19 protein-coding genes are annotated in these 17192 nt (G+C 68.2%); 2 read left to right on the top strand and 17 right to left on the bottom strand.

Going from position 1 to position 17192, the window contains the following annotated elements:
- The first annotated feature begins 37 nt into the window (after positions 1 to 37).
- On the top strand, positions 38 to 577 hold the full coding sequence (locus WHH00_RS19100) for a TetR/AcrR family transcriptional regulator (RefSeq protein WP_406635272.1): 540 nt from the start codon (positions 38 to 40) through the stop codon (positions 575 to 577).
- Between the two features lie 94 nt (positions 578 to 671).
- Here the strand turns inward: WHH00_RS19100 and WHH00_RS19095 are convergent, their stop codons facing one another.
- The 3 genes from WHH00_RS19095 to WHH00_RS19085 all read right to left on the bottom strand — a co-directional run bounded on the left by WHH00_RS19095 (position 672) and on the right by WHH00_RS19085 (position 3862).
- On the bottom strand, positions 672 to 1859 hold the full coding sequence (locus WHH00_RS19095; protein WP_406635270.1) for a 4-hydroxybenzoate 3-monooxygenase: 1188 nt from the start codon (positions 1857 to 1859) through the stop codon (positions 672 to 674).
- 123 nt (positions 1860 to 1982) lie between these two features.
- Complete coding sequence (locus WHH00_RS19090) at positions 1983 to 2726, bottom strand: IclR family transcriptional regulator (RefSeq protein WP_406635268.1); 744 nt, start codon at positions 2724 to 2726, stop codon at positions 1983 to 1985.
- A gap of 56 nt (positions 2727 to 2782) precedes the next feature.
- Complete coding sequence (locus tag WHH00_RS19085; RefSeq protein ID WP_406638695.1) at positions 2783 to 3862, bottom strand: FUSC family protein; 1080 nt, start codon at positions 3860 to 3862, stop codon at positions 2783 to 2785.
- 164 nt (positions 3863 to 4026) lie between these two features.
- On the opposite strand from WHH00_RS19085, the gene WHH00_RS19080 reads away from it, so the two are divergent.
- Positions 4027 to 4866 carry an amino acid-binding protein gene (locus tag WHH00_RS19080; protein WP_406635266.1) on the top strand — a complete coding sequence of 280 codons (840 nt, stop codon included), beginning with the start codon at positions 4027 to 4029 and terminating at the stop codon, positions 4864 to 4866.
- A 59-nt stretch (positions 4867 to 4925) separates the two neighbouring features.
- On the opposite strand, the gene WHH00_RS19075 is transcribed toward WHH00_RS19080, so the two are convergent.
- The 14 genes from WHH00_RS19075 to pcaH all read right to left on the bottom strand — a co-directional run bounded on the left by WHH00_RS19075 (position 4926) and on the right by pcaH (position 17155).
- Positions 4926 to 5846, bottom strand: a complete 921-nt coding sequence (locus WHH00_RS19075) for a diacylglycerol/lipid kinase family protein (RefSeq protein WP_406635264.1) — start codon at positions 5844 to 5846, stop codon at positions 4926 to 4928.
- 105 nt (positions 5847 to 5951) lie between these two features.
- Positions 5952 to 7325: an NAD(P)(+) transhydrogenase (Re/Si-specific) subunit beta gene (locus WHH00_RS19070; RefSeq protein ID WP_406635262.1), complete on the bottom strand. Its 1374-nt coding sequence runs from the start codon at positions 7323 to 7325 to the stop codon at positions 5952 to 5954.
- Positions 7322 to 7639 (bottom strand): NAD(P) transhydrogenase subunit alpha, encoded by a 318-nt coding sequence (locus WHH00_RS19065; RefSeq protein ID WP_231457821.1) that lies wholly within the window; start codon positions 7637 to 7639, stop codon positions 7322 to 7324. Before WHH00_RS19065 ends, WHH00_RS19070 begins: the two co-directional genes overlap by 4 nt.
- Positions 7639 to 8808 (bottom strand): Re/Si-specific NAD(P)(+) transhydrogenase subunit alpha, encoded by a 1170-nt coding sequence (locus tag WHH00_RS19060; RefSeq protein WP_406635260.1) that lies wholly within the window; start codon positions 8806 to 8808, stop codon positions 7639 to 7641. The genes WHH00_RS19065 and WHH00_RS19060 overlap by 1 nt, the downstream gene beginning before the upstream one ends.
- A gap of 175 nt (positions 8809 to 8983) precedes the next feature.
- Positions 8984 to 9316, bottom strand: a complete 333-nt coding sequence (locus WHH00_RS19055; protein ID WP_406635258.1) for an MmcQ/YjbR family DNA-binding protein — start codon at positions 9314 to 9316, stop codon at positions 8984 to 8986.
- Between the two features lie 125 nt (positions 9317 to 9441).
- Positions 9442 to 10245, bottom strand: a complete 804-nt coding sequence (locus WHH00_RS19050; RefSeq protein WP_406635256.1) for an IclR family transcriptional regulator C-terminal domain-containing protein — start codon at positions 10243 to 10245, stop codon at positions 9442 to 9444.
- A gap of 22 nt (positions 10246 to 10267) precedes the next feature.
- The gene (locus tag WHH00_RS19045) at positions 10268 to 10945 is read right to left on the bottom strand and encodes a 3-oxoacid CoA-transferase subunit B (protein ID WP_406635254.1); all 678 of its coding nucleotides are present in this window, start codon (positions 10943 to 10945) and stop codon (positions 10268 to 10270) included.
- Between the two features lies 1 nt (position 10946).
- A complete protein-coding gene (locus WHH00_RS19040) occupies positions 10947 to 11636 on the bottom strand; it encodes a 3-oxoacid CoA-transferase subunit A (protein ID WP_406635252.1) in 690 nt (229 codons plus the stop codon).
- 3 nt (positions 11637 to 11639) lie between these two features.
- Entirely contained in the window at positions 11640 to 12839 is a 1200-nt protein-coding gene (locus WHH00_RS19035) for a thiolase family protein (protein ID WP_406635250.1), read from the bottom strand.
- A gap of 86 nt (positions 12840 to 12925) precedes the next feature.
- A complete protein-coding gene (pcaC, locus tag WHH00_RS19030; protein ID WP_406635248.1) occupies positions 12926 to 13396 on the bottom strand; it encodes a 4-carboxymuconolactone decarboxylase in 471 nt (156 codons plus the stop codon).
- Positions 13393 to 14211, bottom strand: a complete 819-nt coding sequence (locus WHH00_RS19025; protein WP_406635246.1) for an alpha/beta fold hydrolase — start codon at positions 14209 to 14211, stop codon at positions 13393 to 13395. Before WHH00_RS19025 ends, pcaC begins: the two co-directional genes overlap by 4 nt.
- A complete protein-coding gene (locus WHH00_RS19020; RefSeq protein ID WP_406635244.1) occupies positions 14204 to 15694 on the bottom strand; it encodes a lyase family protein in 1491 nt (496 codons plus the stop codon). The genes WHH00_RS19025 and WHH00_RS19020 overlap by 8 nt, the downstream gene beginning before the upstream one ends.
- Positions 15691 to 16263, bottom strand: coding sequence for a protocatechuate 3,4-dioxygenase subunit alpha (gene pcaG / locus WHH00_RS19015; protein ID WP_406635242.1), 573 nt, complete (start codon positions 16261 to 16263; stop codon positions 15691 to 15693). The genes WHH00_RS19020 and pcaG overlap by 4 nt, the downstream gene beginning before the upstream one ends.
- A 4-nt stretch (positions 16264 to 16267) precedes the next feature.
- Positions 16268 to 17155 carry a protocatechuate 3,4-dioxygenase subunit beta gene (gene pcaH / locus WHH00_RS19010; protein ID WP_406635240.1) on the bottom strand — a complete coding sequence of 296 codons (888 nt, stop codon included), beginning with the start codon at positions 17153 to 17155 and terminating at the stop codon, positions 16268 to 16270.
- Positions 17156 to 17192 lie beyond the last annotated feature (37 nt).

Below are 17192 nucleotides of genomic sequence, written 5' to 3'. Positions count from 1 at the left end.
TTGTAGTGAACCGGAAGGGGTCAATTACACTGTGCCTATGCCTGACCGCCGGACCCAGCTCCTCGATGCCGCCCTGGCCGTTGTGGCGGACAAGGGCTTGAAGGGCCTCACCCACCGGGCTGTGGACGCCGCCGCCCAGGTGGCGGAAGGGACAACCTCTAACTACTTCCGCAGCCGCGCCGCCCTCGTGGAAGCGGTGCTGGACCGTTTGGAACACCTGGACGGCCAGCTGCTCCGTGACCAAGGCATGGCCGGACCGCCGCGCACAGTTGAGGAACTTGCGGGCCAACTGGCCGGAATGGTGCTGGCGCTGGCCGGCGAGCACGCCGGCCTCACCCGCGCCCGGCTGGCCCTCTCGCTGGACCGGCCCGAAGCGGTGACGGCAGGGCACTTCCGGCTGGTGGGCGGCCTGGTGCCGGCCCTCACCGCTTTAGGGGTTGCTGATGCGGCCGCCCGCGCACGGGACCTGGCAGATTACGGGGACGGCGTGCTGCTCCACCTGCTCACGGTCAGGCGCGACGAGCAGCCCGATGCCGCAGCCATCGCCGCCGCAGTCCGGCGGCTGCTCGCCCCCTAAGGCGCGTTTCCCGCCGTCGCACCTCCCGGAGTTTTTGTCCAGATATGCAGGGTGAGTGCCCTTTTACCCTGCATATCTGGACAAACTCTGCGTGTCAGGCCTGGCCCGGCCAGCCGGTGTAGGCCTCGGCGAGGTAGGCCATGCCGTGCCGTGAGGACACAACGGACTTCAGTTCGCCGAGCTGGCGGGCGCGGGAGAAGTCGTCCGCGTCGGCGGGCGTGTGCAGCATAGTGGTCATCCAGTAGGAGAACTGCTGCGCCTTCCACACCCGGGCCAGGGCGCGGTCGCTGAAGGAGTCCAGGAGGTGGTCCGAGCCTGAGTTGTAGTGGGTGTCCAGCCCCTCGAAGAGCATCTTGACGTCGTGGATGGCGAGGTTGAGGCCTTTGGCGCCGGTGGGCGGGACCGTGTGGGCGGCGTCGCCGGCGAGGAACAGGTTGCCGTGGCGCATGGGCGTATGAACGAAGCTGCGGAAGGGCAGGACCATCTTGTCGATGACCGGGCCCTCCTTGAGCTCAAAACCGTTGCCGTTGACCCTGCTGCGGAACTCCGCCCAGATCCGGTCGTCATCCCACTCGGCAACGTTCTCCTTGGGATCGCACTGAAAGTACATGCGCTGGACGGTTTCGGTCCGCTGGCTGATCAGGGCAAAACCGTTGGCGGAGTTGGCGTAGATCAGCTCGTCGGCGCTGCGCGGAGCCTCGGCCAGGATTCCGAACCAGGCAAACGGGTACTCGTGGAAGTACCACTTGCGGCTGGACTCGGGGATCTGGAAGCGGCAGTGGCTCCTGGACCCGTCGGCGCCCACCAGGAAGTCGGCCTGGATCTCGAACTCCGCCCCGTCCGCGTCCGTGAACCAGACCTTCGGCTTGCCTTCGAGGTCATGCACGGTGGTGTCCGTGACGCTGTAGCGCACGTCTCCGCCGTCGGCCTTCCTGCGGGCGGCGAGGTCCAGGAACACGTCCGTCTGCGGGTAAAGCCAGACCGATTCCCCCACGAGGTCCTTGAAGTCAACGCGGTGGCTCTCCCCGTTGAAGCGCAGTTCGATGCCGTCGTGCCGGTCGCCGTCGCGCAGCACCCGGTCCGAGACGCCGCTGTCCACGAGCATGTTGACGGTGCCGTGTTCGAGGATGCCCGCCCGGACGGTCTCCGAGATGTCCTTGTGGCTGCGGACTTCGATGACGGTGGACTCGATGCCGGCCTTGGCCAGCAGGTGGGACAGCATCAGGCCGGCAGGGCCTGCGCCCATGATGGCCACCTGGGTGGTGATGATGGTGCGGGGCATGGCGTTCTCGCTTCGTTGCGGGGCCGCTGCTGGGCGGCCGTGTGGTGCTTCTGCCAACAGTCTGCGCTTCGGCAGGTGAGCGGCGTTACATAGATTCCGTTCAACGGAAGAAGCGGGGCCAGCCTACGAGTCGTTCAGCCTGCGCGCGATGCCCCTGGCTGCTGTCTGCAGTGCAGGCACCAGTGCTTGCAGCCGCATCTCGCGCAGAGGGACCACGACGCCGAGCGAAGCCACCGCACGCTGGCGGGCGTCCAGCACGGGGACGGCGATCCCCCAGGTGTCCGGGTCCACCACGCCCTTCAGCTGGGCAAAACCCTGATGGAAGGTCTCGCTGAGCAGCACCCGGACAGCATCGGTGGTGACCTTTCCATCCGGGTCCGCGAACTGGTCAAGGTAATTGCCTTGCAGTTGCCTGTCCTGGTGGGCCATCAGTGCCAGCCCCGCGGACGAGGTATGGACGGGCATCCGGCCGGCCACCCTGGCCCGGTTGGCCACGGACCCCCGGCGGGACAGCCGTTCAACAAAAAGCGCGTCCCATCCGTCCAGCACGGCCAGGTTCACATTCTGGTTGAGCACCTGCTGGATGTCCTCCATGAACGGCATGGCGGCCTGCCGCAGGGCGAGGGTAGGGGCGGTGCGGTTCACCAGTTCCCAGAGCCGCAGGCCGGGGCGCACCAGGCCGCCGGGAGCGGCGTCCAGCAGGCCGTGGTCCGCAAGCTGCCGGACCAGCCGGTGGGCAGTGGTGAGGGGCAGGCCCGAGCGCTCCGCCAGCTCGGACAGCTGCAGGGCACTGACGTCTTCCGGGAAGGCGGAGAGCAGCCGGACAATCCGGTCCACCACCGAATCACCCGAGGCAGAATTCGCCACCGCACTCTCCGCTTCCGTTGAATGGGACCAGCCTACCTTCGCGGCAGCTGCGGCGGCTAAGGCACCTGGGCGGGGGCCGCCGTCGTCCGTCCGCGGAAACGGCGCCACGCGCCGGGGGCCAGGACCACAGCGATGCCGACAGCGGCGCCAATCACCGTTTCAATGATGCGGTCCCGGAGCAGGATGGCTGGGGAGGCGGGAACCACGAGGAGTGTGGACACCAGCGCCAGCGGCGTAACGAAGATCTGGGCCAGCAGGTACTGCCTGATGATGAACATTTCCGCGCCGAACTGGCACAGGGCCATAACCAGGACGGTCTGCCACGGCTGCAGGCCCAGCAGCAGGATGCCCGCCATCACGCCCAGCCCAAGCACGGTGCCGATGATCCTTTGCATTCCACGTCGGACCCGGTGGCGGGTGGTGTGGCCCACCAGCGGAACCACGGCGGCCACCATTGCCCAGTAGTTATGACCGAATCCGAGGCGGCTGCCGGCCCAGGTTGCCAGCGCGCCGGCCAGCCCGGCAGCCGCCAGGTAGCCCAGGCCTTCAAACACGGCGGCACGCTTCTCGTCGGGGGTGCGGCGGATGGGGCGCGGCCGGGCCCACGCTGTGCGGTGGCTGGGGAGGATCCGCGAGGAGAAACCGATCAGCAGGGAGAAGGCGGTGGTGAGGGCGGCCACCAGCATGCCCTCCCACAGCGGCGGCTGGTTGGGGATGGAGGCAATGGCCGCGAACGCAAAGATATGGAAGAGGGACCCGGCCGGGCGCAGGCGGAACCACGAGATAGCCACCGAACAGCCGCCTGCCACCAGCGTGGTGGCCAGGACCAGGAGCCACGTGGTCCCGGCGGGGTCCAGCTCCCAGGCTCCGCCGGCCCGGGCAGCGAGCGCTGCAAGGAAAATGACCAGCAGCATCAGCAGGCCGGCCCGCAACTGCAGTGCAAAGCGGGTCCCGTGGGGTTCGCCGCGGCCGTAGATGCCCGTGAAAGCCCCGAAGGAGGCGAAGATGGCAAGGTCCAGCCGGCCCAGCAGCACAAGCGTGAAGAGTGGCACGAAGACGCCCACCGCGCACCTCAGGGCCGGGTGGTGGTCCTTGTTGGCGGGGGCAATGCTGAACATCTCGGTGAGCATCTTCACGTGGAATAGGGCCTTCCTGCGGTCCAGGGCGTCCGGGTGGATCATTTTCTGGTTTAGACGGGCGGCCGCGCTGACGTTCCAGCAAAATCCTACGCCCGGCATGCTTCGCACGATCGGAACGGCCGGGCAACACCGCGGAAACAGCACCACGCGATCCTTGGACCATGAAGCCCGGTGCAAGCAAGACTCCCACGTCTGAACTGAGCTGCGAAGTGTGCGGCCTGATGCCCGAACCAACAAGGACCCGGCTGACCCTGGCCAACGTGGCCGTGATGCTGCCGATTGAACTCCTGGTCCACGCCCTGGTGGTGGACACGGAGCTCCCCTACCTGGCCAAGGTCCTTGTGCTGACCGTTACCGCCACCGTCCTGGTGATCTGGGTGGCTGAACCTTCCGCGGCGCGGGTGCTGCGGGGGTGGCTGCATGCGCCGGCCCTGCGGCACCGGCAGCGGCTTGCCGGAGCACCGGCGTTGTGGCGGGCGCGCACCGTCCTGCAGGATGAGCCGGGGGCGCTGCAGAAGATCACCAAGGCCCTGGCCCGCCTGGACACCAACATCCTGGGCATCCACGTCCATCCCGTTGCCGGCGGCGTGCTGGACGAGTTCGTCCTGTCCGCTCCAGGCGACGTGAGCGAGCACCAGCTCCTGGACGCGCTGCAGCTGGCGGGCGGCACACACTCCAATGCCTGGCCCACCACAGCCCTGGCGATGGCGGACGGGCAAACCAAAGCGTTGAGCCTGGCTGCGCGGATTGCTGATGCGCCGGATGAGCTTCCGCTGGCCGTGGCGGAGCTGCTGCATGCACGGATCCTCTCCCCTGCCGAGGCAGTTTTGGAGAGGTACGACGCCGGCACGCGGCTCAAGATCCCCACGGCCTGGCATGGCCCCATCACCTTTGTCCGGCCGGGTGAACCGTTCACGCCCGCGGAATCGGCCCGCGCCCACCGGCTCGCGGAGCTCGCCGAGATCCTGGCACACCGCCCCGCCGCGTCTCCGCCCAACTAGGTAGCGCTAAGTGTCGTTATGACCCACCAAAACGACACTTAGCGCTACTTACTTGAGAATTACATCCGGAGGGTCAGGGCGGACGGGTCCATGGTCATGACAACGTGCTTGCCCTGCCCTTCGTGGTCGCCGTCCAGCTGGTAGTCGTCGTTGTGCTCCAGGGTGATCTCCACGGTTTTGCCCTGGAAGTACTCAACAGCGGTGTCCTTGCTCCGGCCCTTGCCGATCATCCCCGCCACCACTGAAAGCCAGCCCAGCTTCCCGTGGTGGGGCGCCAGGACGGCAACGTCCAGCAGGCCGTCGTCCACCTTTGCCTCCGGGAAGATCTCCAGGCCGCCCTGGACCTTGCCGCAGTTGCCCACCATGACGCTGCGGACCCCGCGGTGGACCGCGGACTTTCCGTCGATCACGATGGTGGCCTTGACCGGCTTGCCGGGCAGGTTGCGGATGCCGGCGTCCACGTAGGCCAGCCAGCCCACTTTGTCCTTCAGTTCCTCGTTGGTGTCGGCCATGATGGTGGCGTCGTACCCCACGCCGGCCATGACCAGGAACAGCTGCTCCATGTCCGGGTCGCTGCGCCGGGCACGGACTACATCGATCTTCCGTTCCGTGCCGGTCAGGGCACCGGCCATGGCGCCGTCGTAGTCGGTGACATCCATGCCGAGGTTGCGGGCCAGGAGGTTGCCGGTTCCCAGGGGAAGCAGTCCCATGGGCACATCCCCGCCGGACAGCACTTCGGCGACGCACCGGACGGTCCCGTCGCCGCCGGCGGCGATGACGATGTCCGCCCCCTGCGCGAGTGCTTCCTTGGCCTGGCCAACACCAGGGTCCTCCTTGGTGGTCTCGAACCACAGCGGCTCGCCCCAGCCGTTTTCCACGCAGTGCTTTGCCACCAGGCCGCGCACGTCGATGTCCACCGGTTTGGCGGGATTGACGATGATTGCAGCGCGCTGGAGAGAGGTGGAGCTGTTGGCAGTCATGGTGTCCTCTGGTGGCAAGTGGAAAGGCTACGTCTGAGAGAAGACTAGCCTGCCCCGCGCGGGCCTCGAAGCAGGTTGGCAGGAGCTTCGCCACGAGGGGCGCGGCTACAGTGCCTTCACGGCGCCGAGCACCTGCGCCAGGGAGTCCTTGGCATCGCCGAACAGGAGCGACGTCTGCGGCTCGTACAGCAGGTCATTCTCGATCCCGGCGAACCCGGGCCGCATGGAACGCTTTAGGAAAACCACCTGCCGGGCATCCGCCACTTCCAGGATGGGCATGCCGTAGATGGGTGAGCCGGAGGACGTCTTGGCTGCCGGGTTCACGACGTCGTTCGCGCCCACCACCAGCGCCACATCCGCCGTTTTGAACTCGGGGTTGATCTCCCCCATTTCCTTGAGGGACTCGTACGGGACGTTGGCCTCGGCCAGCAGCACGTTCATGTGTCCGGGCATCCGGCCGGCCACGGGATGGATGGCGAAGTCCACCTCGATCCCGCGGCTTTCCAGTGCCAGCGCGAGCTCGGCCGCGGTGTGCTGGCCCTGGGCCACAGCCAGCCCATAGCCGGGAACAATGATGACGCGCTGCGCGTAGCCCAGAAGCACCGCAACGTCCTCCGCGCTGGAGGAACGGACGGGACGCTCGCTCACGGCGGTGGATCCCGCCGTCGAACCTCCCCGGAACGCTCCGAACAGGATGCCGGCCACTCTGCGGCCCATCGCAGCCGCCATGGCCCGGGTGAGGATAGTGCCCGAGGCGCCCACCAGGGTGCCGGCGACCACTAGGAGGACGTTGCCAAGCACCACGCCGGAGGCGGCGACGGCCAGGCCGGTGAAGGCGTTCAGGAGGGAGATGACGATGGGGACGTCGGCGCCACCCACTGGCAGGACCAGCAGGATGCCGGCCGCCAGGCCCAGGACCAGCAGCAGCACCGCGAGCGGAAGGGAACCGGTAAAAACGACGACGGCGGCGGCCGCCACAGCGGCGAGCAGCACCGCCGCCATCACCACGGGGAGCCCGCGGAACACCACCGGCCGCGTGGTCATCAGTTCCTGCAGCTTGGCGAACGTAACCCCCGAGCCTGCGAAGGACACGGCACCGACCAGGAGCGTGAACACGATGGCCAGCCGCACCCAGGGATCGCCTGCGTGGCTCAGTTCGAGAAGCGCCACGAGGGCAGCCGCTCCGCCGCCAACGCCGTTGAAGGCCGCAACCAGCTGCGGCATCTGCGTCATCTTCACGCCCCGGGCCACGGGCGCCGCCACCACCGTGCCTACGGCGATGGAACCAAGGATCCACGGGACGTTCTCCAGCTGCGCGGACAGGAACACCGTGACGACGCCGATCAACGCACCCAGCGCACCGATCAGGTTGCCGCGGCGGGCGGTCCGCGGGGAACTGAGCCCGCGCAGCGCCAGGATGAAGAAAACCGCGGCGACGAGGTACAGCAGTGACGTCCAGACCGGACTAAGGAGGCTCACTTGCTGTCCGCCTTCGTCGACGGGGTCCTGGCAACCTGTTTCCTGGCATGGAACATGTGCAGCATGCGGTCGGTCACCACGAAGCCGCCCACCAGGTTGGCGGTGGCAAGGACGACGGCGAGGAGCGCCACCGCGAGCACCCAGGGATCCGCTGCCTGGCCGGCCACAATGATGGCACCCACCAGGATGATGCCGTGGATGGCGTTGGCTCCGGACATCAGCGGCGTGTGCAGGGTGCTGGAGACCTTGGACACTACCTCGAAGCCGACGAAGACGGCCAGGACCGTGATGGTCAGCAGGCTCATTCCGTCCATCAGAGTGCTCCTTCCCGCGAGGTGGCGGCCCGCTCTGCAAGCAGGTCCGCCGTCGGCTGGTGCCGCACCGTGCCGTCGTGGGTGAGGCAGGCCCCGGCGATGACCTCGTCACTGAAGTCGGGGACCAGCGCACCGTCCCGGACCATCAGCACCAGCAGGTTGGCGACGTTCTTGGCGTACAGGCGGGAGGCGTCCGACGCCATGGCGGAGGGGGCGTCCTTCAGGCCGACCAGCGTAACGTGGCCGGAGCCGTCCGCAGTGGGGATGGGAACGTCCTGGCCAGGCACGGCGCCTTCCACGTTGCCGCCCGACTCGGCAGCGAGGTCGACAACCACCGAACCGGCCCGCATGCCCTGCACCATCTCCCGCGTGACCAGGAGCGGTGCGCGCCTGCCGGGGACGGCCGCCGTCGTAATCAGGACGTCGGCCTGGGCCACGTGCGGTGCCAGCAGCTGGCGTTGCCGGGTGCCGGCGTCGGAACTGAGCTGGCGGGCGTAGCCGCCGGCGGCCTCTGCCGTTTCGAGGTCCAGCCGGATGAAGGTGCCGCCCATGGAGGCTACCTCGTCCGCGGAGGCCGGGCGGATGTCATTGGCGAAGACCCGTGCGCCGAGGCGTTTCGCCGTGCCGATGGCCTGCAGACCCGCCACCCCCGCCCCCAGGACCAGGACCCGGGCGGGCGGGACGGTGCCGGCGGCGGTCATGTACAGCGGGAAGAACCTGGGCAGCCGGATGGCGGCTTCCAGGACGCAGCGGTACCCGGCCACGAGGGCCTGGGAGCTGAGGGCGTCCATGGACTGGGCCCGGGAGATGCGGGGCACGAGTTCCAGGGCGAAGGATGTGACGCCGGCGTCGGCGAGCGCCTGGACAGTTGGCAGTTCGGACGACGGCGAGGCGAGGCCCACGGAGACCGCGCCCCTTTTCAGGGACCGGGCGGTGTCAGGGTCGAGGGGCCGGACGTGGGCGAGGACGTCCAGCTGGGCGGGATCGAGCCCGGGGACAATATGTGCGCCCGCCTGGCTGTAGGCGAGGTCCGGGTACCCCGCCGCCGCTCCGGCATCTTCCTCAAGGAGTATCTGCACGCCGAGCGCCACCAGCTGCTTGACCGTTTCCGGTGTGGCGGCCACCCGCCGTTCACCCTCCCGGCGTTCCCGCGGTATGCCCAGTTTCACCCGCCGACTCCCCTCGCTGCATGAATGCGGGAGCGCCGCCCTGCTGGGCCGTCCCTGGTCCAGGTGGACCAGGGGGCTTCGCGGAGCGGCGCTGCTGCACGTAGTTGGCTTGAGTCTATGGCCCGCACCGCTGCCGCGGGAGTAGGGCGGCGAGCTTGGGTGGCAAACAGTTACCTTAGTATTCCCTTGGACGCCCGCGGCTGCCGAGTTCCCCACCCGCCAGCCGGTAGGAGTCCTGCAGGAGTTCCTCCAGCAGCTTCACGTCGATCCGGGCCAGCCGCACCAGCACCAGCCGGGGAGAGCGCTCATGGTGCGGGGTCCAGAAGAAGATGTCCGGCTCCGTTCCCGCCAACGCCTCGCGTTCTTCGGTCTTGACGGTGAGGACTCCGGGTTCCCAGATGCGGGCCAACAAGGTCTTGGCGAACCAGGCGGGCTGGCCCCAGCTCAGCCGCTCCGTGACGGCCGGCATGGCCAGGGCAAGGTTGCGGACGTCGGCTTCGGTGGCCATGAGCCACAGTCTGCCTGCCCGGCGGGCACCGGACAAGCGCCTTCGTGATGGAGTTTTTGTCCACTTATGCCGACTTCCGCGCCTCGGAAGCCTGCATATCTGGACAAAAACTCCGTGAGAGGCGCTTATCCCCGGGCGGTCAGGTCGGCGGAGACGAGTTTCGCCGTCGCCACGATTTCCTGGGCCACGGAGGCGAGGTAGGCGTCCGGATCGGGTTGCGCGGCCACGGACTGGGCCTGCAGCGACACGTTGACGGCCGCCACCATCTTCGACCCGTCGTATACCGGCGCGGCCACGGACATCAGGCCGAGCTCCAGCTCCTGGTCCAGAAGGCACCAGCCCTGCGCCCGGACTGTCTCCAGAACTGCCAGCAGGTCCTGGACGGTGCCCAGGGCGCGCGGAGTCAGCGGTTTGATCTCTGCCGCAGCCAGGTAGGCCTTGAGCTCGGCCGGCGCCAGCCCTGCGAGAAGGACGCGGCCCATGGACGTGGCGTATGCCGGGAAGCGGGTGCCCACGGTGATGCCGACAGTCATGATCCGGCGGGTGGTCACCCGGGCAATGTACGCGATGTCGGTTCCGTCGAGCACTGCGGCGGAGGTGGACTCCCCCAGCTTCAGGGACAGCTCCTCAAGGTGGGGCTGCGCCAGCTGCGGCAGCGACAGCCCGGACAGGTAGGCGTACCCCAGTTGGAGCACCTTGGCCGTCAACGCGAACGTCTTGCCGTCGGTGCGCACATAGCCCAGCTCCACCAGGGTGTGCAGGAAGCGCCGGGCAGTGGCGCGCGTCAGCCCGGTGCGGGCTGCCACCTCCGTCAGGGTCATCACCGGGTGGTCCGTATCGAAGGCACGGATGACGGCGAGCCCGCGGGCCAGGGACTGGACGTACTGGTCACTGGCCTGCGGGGCACCCGCTGATGCTGCGTCGGTCATGGTTACCAATCCTAGGGCCGGCTCAGGCCGCGGCGGCCGCCTTGAGCGGGACGGGAACCAGTTCCTGGAGCTCTTCGAGGGTGCAGCCGAAGGTTTCGCGGACGGTGATGCCGCCGGGGCCGGTGAGGAAGACGGCTTTGTCCGTGTAGACGCGGGTCACGCAGCCGACGCCGGTAAGCGGGTAGGTGCAGTCTTCCACGATCTTGGAAGCCCCTTCACGGGTGAGGAGGGTCATCATCACGAACACGTCCTTGGCGCCGGTGGCCAGGTCCATGGCGCCTCCGACGGCGGGAATCGCCCCGGGCGCCCCGGTGTGCCAGTTGGCGAGGTCGCCGGTGACTGATACCTGGAACGCGCCCAGCACGCAGATGTCCAGGTGCCCGCCGCGCATCATCGCGAAGGAGTCGGCGTGGTGGAAGTAGGACGCTCCGGGGAGTTCGGTGACGGGGATCTTGCCGGCGTTGATGAGGTCCTCGTCGATCTCATCACCCTTGGCTTCCGGGCCCATGCCCAGCATCCCGTTCTCCGTGTGGAGGGTGATGTCCTGGTCCTCGGTGAGGTAGTTGGACACGAGTGTGGGCTGGCCGATGCCGAGGTTCACGAACGAGCCCGGGGCGATGTCCCTGGCCACCAGGCGGGCGAGGTCGTCCCGGCTCAGCGGGGCATCGGAGGTTTTGATGCTTGATTCCATAACGCCCATGTCAGGCCACCTTCTCGCTCGAGCCGGCATCCGCGGGGACGCGGACCACAGTATTGACGTAAATCCCGGGAGTGACCACGTTTTCCGGGTCCAGCGCCCCGACAGGCACGATCTCCGAGACCTGGACGATGGTCTGCTTCGCGGCTGCGGCCATGATGGGCCCGAAGTTCCGGGCGGTCTTGCGGTACACGAGGTTGCCCTTCCCGTCGGCCTTGAGCGCCTTGATCAGGGCGACGTCGGCGTGGATGGGGGTCTCGAAGACCTGCCCGCGGCCGTCGATGATCCTGGTTTCCTTGCCCTCGGCGAGCATGGTCCCGTACCCGGTGGGGGTGAAGAACCCGCCGATTCCGGCGCCGGCGGCCCGGATGCGTTCGGCCAGGTTGCCCTGCGGGACGAGTTCCAGCTCGATCTGCCCCGCCTTGTACCTGGCGTCAAAATGCCAGGAATCGGACTGCCGCGGGAAGGAACAGATCATTTTCCGGACCCGGCCTTCCTTGATCAGCAGCGCCAGGCCCTGGTCGCCCTGGCCGGCGTTGTTGTTCACTACGGTGAGGTCCGTGGCGCCGCAGTCCAGCAGCGCATCGATCAGTTCGAACGGCTGCCCGGCGTTGCCGAACCCGCCGATCATCACGGTGGAACCGTCCTTGATGCCGGCCACGGCCTCGTTTACAGAGTCAACAAATGTCAGCATTGCCTAGCCCTTCACGCCAGTAGTTACGTTTTCGAGCACCACAGCCAGGCCCTGCCCGACGCCGATGCAGATCGCCGCGACGCCCCAGCGCTCCCCGGAGGCCTGCAGCGACCGGGCAAGGGTGCCCAGGATCCGGGTGCCGGACGCGCCCAGCGGGTGGCCCATGGCAATGGCGCCGCCGTGCCTGTTCACAATGGCGGGGTCGATGCCCCAGGCGTTAATGCAGGCCAGGGACTGCGCGGCAAAGGCTTCGTTAAGTTCGACGGCGCCCACCTGGTCCCAGCCGATGCCCGCCTTGGCGAGGGCCTTGTTCGCCGCCTCCACCGGGGCGAACCCGAAATACTGCGGATCGTTGCCGTGCGCACCACGCCCGGCGATGCGGGCCAGGGGCTCCAGCCCGAGCAGCCCCGCGGCACTTTCACCGCCCACCCAGGCCGCGGAGGCGCCGTCGGACAACGGCGACGCGTTCCCCGCCGTCACCGTCCCGTCCTCGGCCCGGAACACCGTCTTCAAGCCCGCAAGCTTCTCCGCCGAGGAACCGGCACGGATCCCCTCATCCCGCACCAGGTCCGTGCCCGGGACCGGGGCCACCAGGTTGTCGTAGAACCCCTCGTCCCACGCCGCGGCGGAGAGGTTGTGCGAATTCGCCGCGAACTCATCCTGCTGCTCGCGGGTCACTCCGTATTTCTCGCGGAGCCGTTCGGTGGCCTCACCCAGGGAAATCGTCCACTCCTTGGGCATGGCATTGTTCACCAGCCGCCAGCCCAGCGTGGTGGAGGCCAGGTTCAGGTCCCCGGCCGGGTAGGGCTTCTCCGTCTTCGGCAGCACCCACGGGGCCCGGGACATCGATTCCGCCCCGCCCACCAGCATCAACTCGGCGTCGCCGGCGTTGATCTGCCGCGAGGCGATAATCGCCGCGTCCAGCGAGGATCCGCACAACCGGTTCACCGTAGTCCCCGGAATCGAGACCGGCAGACCCGCCAGCAGCGTCCCCATCCGGGCGATATTCCGGTTCTCCTCGCCCGCGCCGTTGGCGTTGCCGAACACAACCTCATCAATCCGCTCCGGATCCAGGGCAGGCGCCCGCCTGACCGATTCCCTGATCACATGCGCGGCAAGGTCATCCGGACGGACCCCCGCAAGGCCGGAGCCGAACTTACCGAACGGGGTGCGCACGGCGTCGTACACAAAAGCCTGGTTCATAACTTTTCCTCTAATTCAGTGCGTGGTGTCCCAACTAGGTAGCAGTTGATGTCGTTTTAGGGCCTCATAACGACATCTGCTGCAACCTAGTTGGGCGGGGTGGGGGTTTCGTTGGTGGGTGCGGCGCTGTCCAGGTCCTTGAACACCTGCTGGGCGGTCTTGAAGGCGGTATTGGCCGAGGGCACTCCGCAGTAGATGGCGGTCTGCAGCAGGATCTCCTTGATCTCGTCCCTGCTGAGGCCGTTGGTGAGGGCAGCCCGGATGTGCATGGCCAGCTCCTCCCAGTGCCCGTGCGCCACCATCGCGGTGATGGTGACGGCGGAGCGCATCTGGCGGGTCAGGCCGGGGCGGGTCCAGATGCCTCCCCAGGCGATCCGGGTGATCATGTCCTGGAAGTCGTACGTGAACTCGTCCTTGGTGGCGTTGGCCCGGTCCACATGCGCGTCACCCAGGACTTCGCGCCGGACCTTCATGCCGCCGTCGTAAATGTCCTGGCTGGTGGCGGCCGGCTGGACGACGCCGTTGCGTTCGGGGTTCTTCCCCTCGCTGCCGCTCACTTGGCTGCTCCCCGCGATTCGGTCCAGGTGATGAGGCTGCGCATCAGCTCGGCCACGTGGGCGGGGGCTTCGGCAGGGGCAAGGTGTGCCACACCTTCCAGGGCGACAGCGGTGGCGGTTCCGCCACCGGCCGTGATCCCGGCCGCCACTTCTTCGGCGAACGACGGCGGCGCCACCCCGTCCAGCGCCCCGGCGATGACTTGGGTTGGCACCCGGATGCTGCCCAGGTCCTCCCGGACGTCGAAGGCCGCCAGCGCTTCACAGCAGAAGGCGTAGCTGAACCGGTCGGCGTCGCGCAGGGCATGCAGGAGCCTGCTGCTGAGCTCGGGCTCGCGTTCCATGAAACCAGGGGCGAACCAGCGTTCCGCGGAGCCCTGGATCATCACCGGGGTACCCTGGCTGCGGACCGTTTCCGCCCGTTCCAGCCACCCTTCGGGTGTGCCCAGCTTGGCGCCGCTGCACTGCACGGACAGGCTCTTGAGGCGCTCCCCGTGCTTGATGCCCAGCTGGAGGCCGGTGGCACCGCCCAGGGAAACGCCGGCGTAATGGAAGGCCTCCCCGGGGGCGATGGAATCCACGAGCTCCACGACCGCATCAGCCAGGGCGGCAACGTCGAAGGTCTCGGTGGCCGCGGGCGAGACGCCGTGGCCGGGCAGGTCCCAGGCCACAACATCGACGTCGTTTCCGAGCAGGGAAGCGGTCCGGTTCCACAGGATGGTGGAGGTGCCCAGGGATGGTCCAACCACCAGCAGTGGGTGGTCCCCCAGGGGCCGCTGGGGCGAGAGCAGGGCTGCTTTCAGGGCGGGTTTAGCCACGGGAGGCTCCGTTCGGATCAGTATCGGGACGTGCAGTGGGTGCCGCAAATTCCGGGAAGGCGGCCAGGATGCGGCGGGAAATGGCTACCGCCTCGCCCAGGTAGCTGGCGGGATTGAGGAGTTCTTCGAGGCGAAGGTCGGTAAGCACCCCGGGCGGCACGGCGCCGCGGAGCAGCTTGCGGTAGGTGGCCCCCTGCGCCCCGGCTGGTGCCTGCAGGGTCTGGTCCACGATGGCCTGCAACTGCTCCTTCCCGGTGAGGCCGTCCTTCTCCTCCAGCAGGGGCGACACCGCCGCACCCACTCCCTCGGCCAGGAGCAGCGGGCCGGCGAGGTCCAGGTTGCGGCGCATTGCGTCCGGGAAGGCCTGCAGGCCCTCGGCGAGCTCGCGGACGTGCCCGGCCGCCCCCAGCGCCAGGGCCAGGAGCTGCCGGAGGGCGGGCCACTCGGTGTGCCACGCAGCGTCCGGGCGCTCATCGTTGAAGTTGGCTGCGGCCAGGTGCAGCTGCGCGGCCAGCCCCGGCGCCTGCAGCGCAGCGCTGCGGACCAGGACGGACAGCACGGGGTTCTGCTTCTGCGGCATGGCAGAGGAGACGCCGCGGCCGGCGGCGCGCGGCTCGGCCAGCTCGCCGACCTCGGGCCTGCTCAGGAACAGGACGTCCGCGGCGATCTTTCCGAATGCGTCCAGCACGGCGGCGAGGGCGTTGCCCAGGGACGTGACCACCAGCCGGTTGGTGTGCCAGGGCGCTGCCGCCGGGGCCAGGCCCAGCTGGGATGCCAGGGCATCGGCCAGGCTGAAGGGGGTGGCCCGTGACCCGGAGGTAAGCACGGTTCCCGCAGCGAGCGTCCCTGCCGCACCGCCGAACTGGACCGGAAATGCCAGGCCTTGGAGCTGGCGTCCCGCGGCGGCGACGCCGTGGAACCACTGCGCAGCCCGCAGGCCGAACGTGAAGGGGAGGGAATGCTGGGTGAGGCTCCTGCCCACGCACAGCGTGTCCGCATGCTCTTCCGCCACACCGGCAAGCGCCGCCGTCGTGCGTTTCAGGTCGCCGAGCAACGCCTCGACGGTGTTGCGGGCCAGCAGCATCAGGGCAGTGTCCAGCACGTCCTGGCTGGTGAGGGAGGTGTGGACGGCCTTTCCGGCACCGATGCCGGCGCCGTCCAGCGCCTTGACGTTTTTCCGAAGGTCCGCCAGCAGCGGGATCACCGGGTTGCCGCCGCCCTGGGCGCGGCGGGCTATGCCTGCCACGCTGTACCTGCCGGGCTCGGCTGCTGCGGAGACGACGGCGGCGGAACCGGCGGGTGCCAGGTCCGCCTTCTCCAGCACCGCGGCCCAGGCGGATTCGACGGCGAGGATCGCCGCCAGCACAGCCTGGTCCCCGGTCAGCGCACCCACTAGGGGCGAGGCCGAGACGGGACTGAGCAGGCCGGCGCCGCCCGCTCCCCCGAACGTGCCCGGATCTCCCAGGCCGGCGGACCCGGTCACTGGAAGTCCAGGAAGACTGTCTCGCCCTCACCCTGGAGGCGGACGTCCCAGGTGAGGCCGCCGTCCGCGTCACGGCGGGCAATCAGCGTCCTGCGGCGCTCGGGATCCAGGGAGCTGAGCAGCGGGTCGTTGGCGAGCGCCTCCGTGTCCTCGGGCAGGTAGATGCGGGTGAAGAGCCTGTTGGTGAGCCCGCGGGCGAAGATGGCCACGGAGATAAAGGGGGCCGCCGCAGGTTTTCCAGGGACCGGCTTGGTGGGGCCCGGGTTCACGGTGGTGAAGGTGAAGACTCCGGAGTTGCCCACGGCGCCGCGGCCCCACCCGGTAAAGGTGTAGCCGTCACGGACCAGGGACCCGGTCTTCTGGACAATGTTGCCCTCGGCGTCGGGCTGCCAGATTTCCAGGATGGCGTCCGGGATGGTCTGGCCGGAGCCGTCGTACACAGTTCCCTGCAGGCGGATGGAGCCCGGCGAGCCGGGGGCGAGGAGTTCGTTGTCCTTCTCGAACGGCAGGGCGTAGCCGTAGAACGGTCCGACGGTCTGCCCCGGGGTGGGAACAAGTTTGGTGCTCATTTTCCTACTCGCCTGCCTCTTCGTTGCTGTCGCCTGCCGTACCGAACGCCTCGTTTTCCGTCCACGTCCGTTTGGGGCCGGTCAGGACAATGTCCCAGTTGTAGCCCAGGGCCCACTCGGGCTCGGTGAGGCTGTGGTCGTAGCTGGCCACCAGCCGGTCGCGGGCGTCCTGGTCCACGATGGTCTGGTAGATCGGGTCCAGCGGGAACAGCTGGTCGCCCGGGAAGTACATCTGGGTGATGATCCGCTGGGTGAACTCGGTTCCGAACAGGGAGAAGTGGATGTGCGCGGGGCGCCAGGCGTTCAGGTGGTTCTTCCACGGGTACGCGCCGGGCTTGATGGTGGTAAACCGGTAGGAGCCGTCCGGGCCGGTGATGCAGCGGCCGATCCCCGTGAAGTTCGGGTCGATCGGCGCCGGGTGCTGGTCGCGCTTGTGGATGTACCGGCCGGAGGAGTTGGCCTGCCAGATCTCTACCAGCTGGCCGGCAACGGGGCGGCCGTCACCGTCCAGGACCCGGCCTGCCACGATGATCCGCTCGCCCTGGGGCTCGCCGTTGTGCTGGATGGTGAGATCGGACTCGAGTGCGTGCACATCCTGGTGGCCGAAGGCCGGCGAGTACAGCTCGATGGTTTCCGGGTCCGCGTGGTGCAGGCTCTTGGTGGGGTGCCGCAGGATGCTGGAGCGGTAAGGCGGGTAGTCCAGCCGTGGCTGGGTCTCGGCGGGGGCACCCTCTTTAAGCGCCCGCGCATAGGCTTCGCCGAGGGCGTTGATCTCTGCACTGAGGTCATTCTGGGTTTCAATGGCGCGGTCCAGTGGCATGTGGGCGGCCTTCGGCTCGGCGGGCGGCACAGACTCGTCGGTATCAAGCTGAACATTGGTTTCTTCCGGCACGGCTGGCTCCTTTCTGTTTTCGTTTAATCGGTGGGTG

Source organism: Pseudarthrobacter quantipunctorum (assembly GCF_045291495.1).
GTDB classification, from domain to species: domain Bacteria; phylum Actinomycetota; class Actinomycetes; order Actinomycetales; family Micrococcaceae; genus Arthrobacter; species Arthrobacter quantipunctorum.
This window is presented reverse-complemented; position numbering and strand designations above follow the sequence as displayed.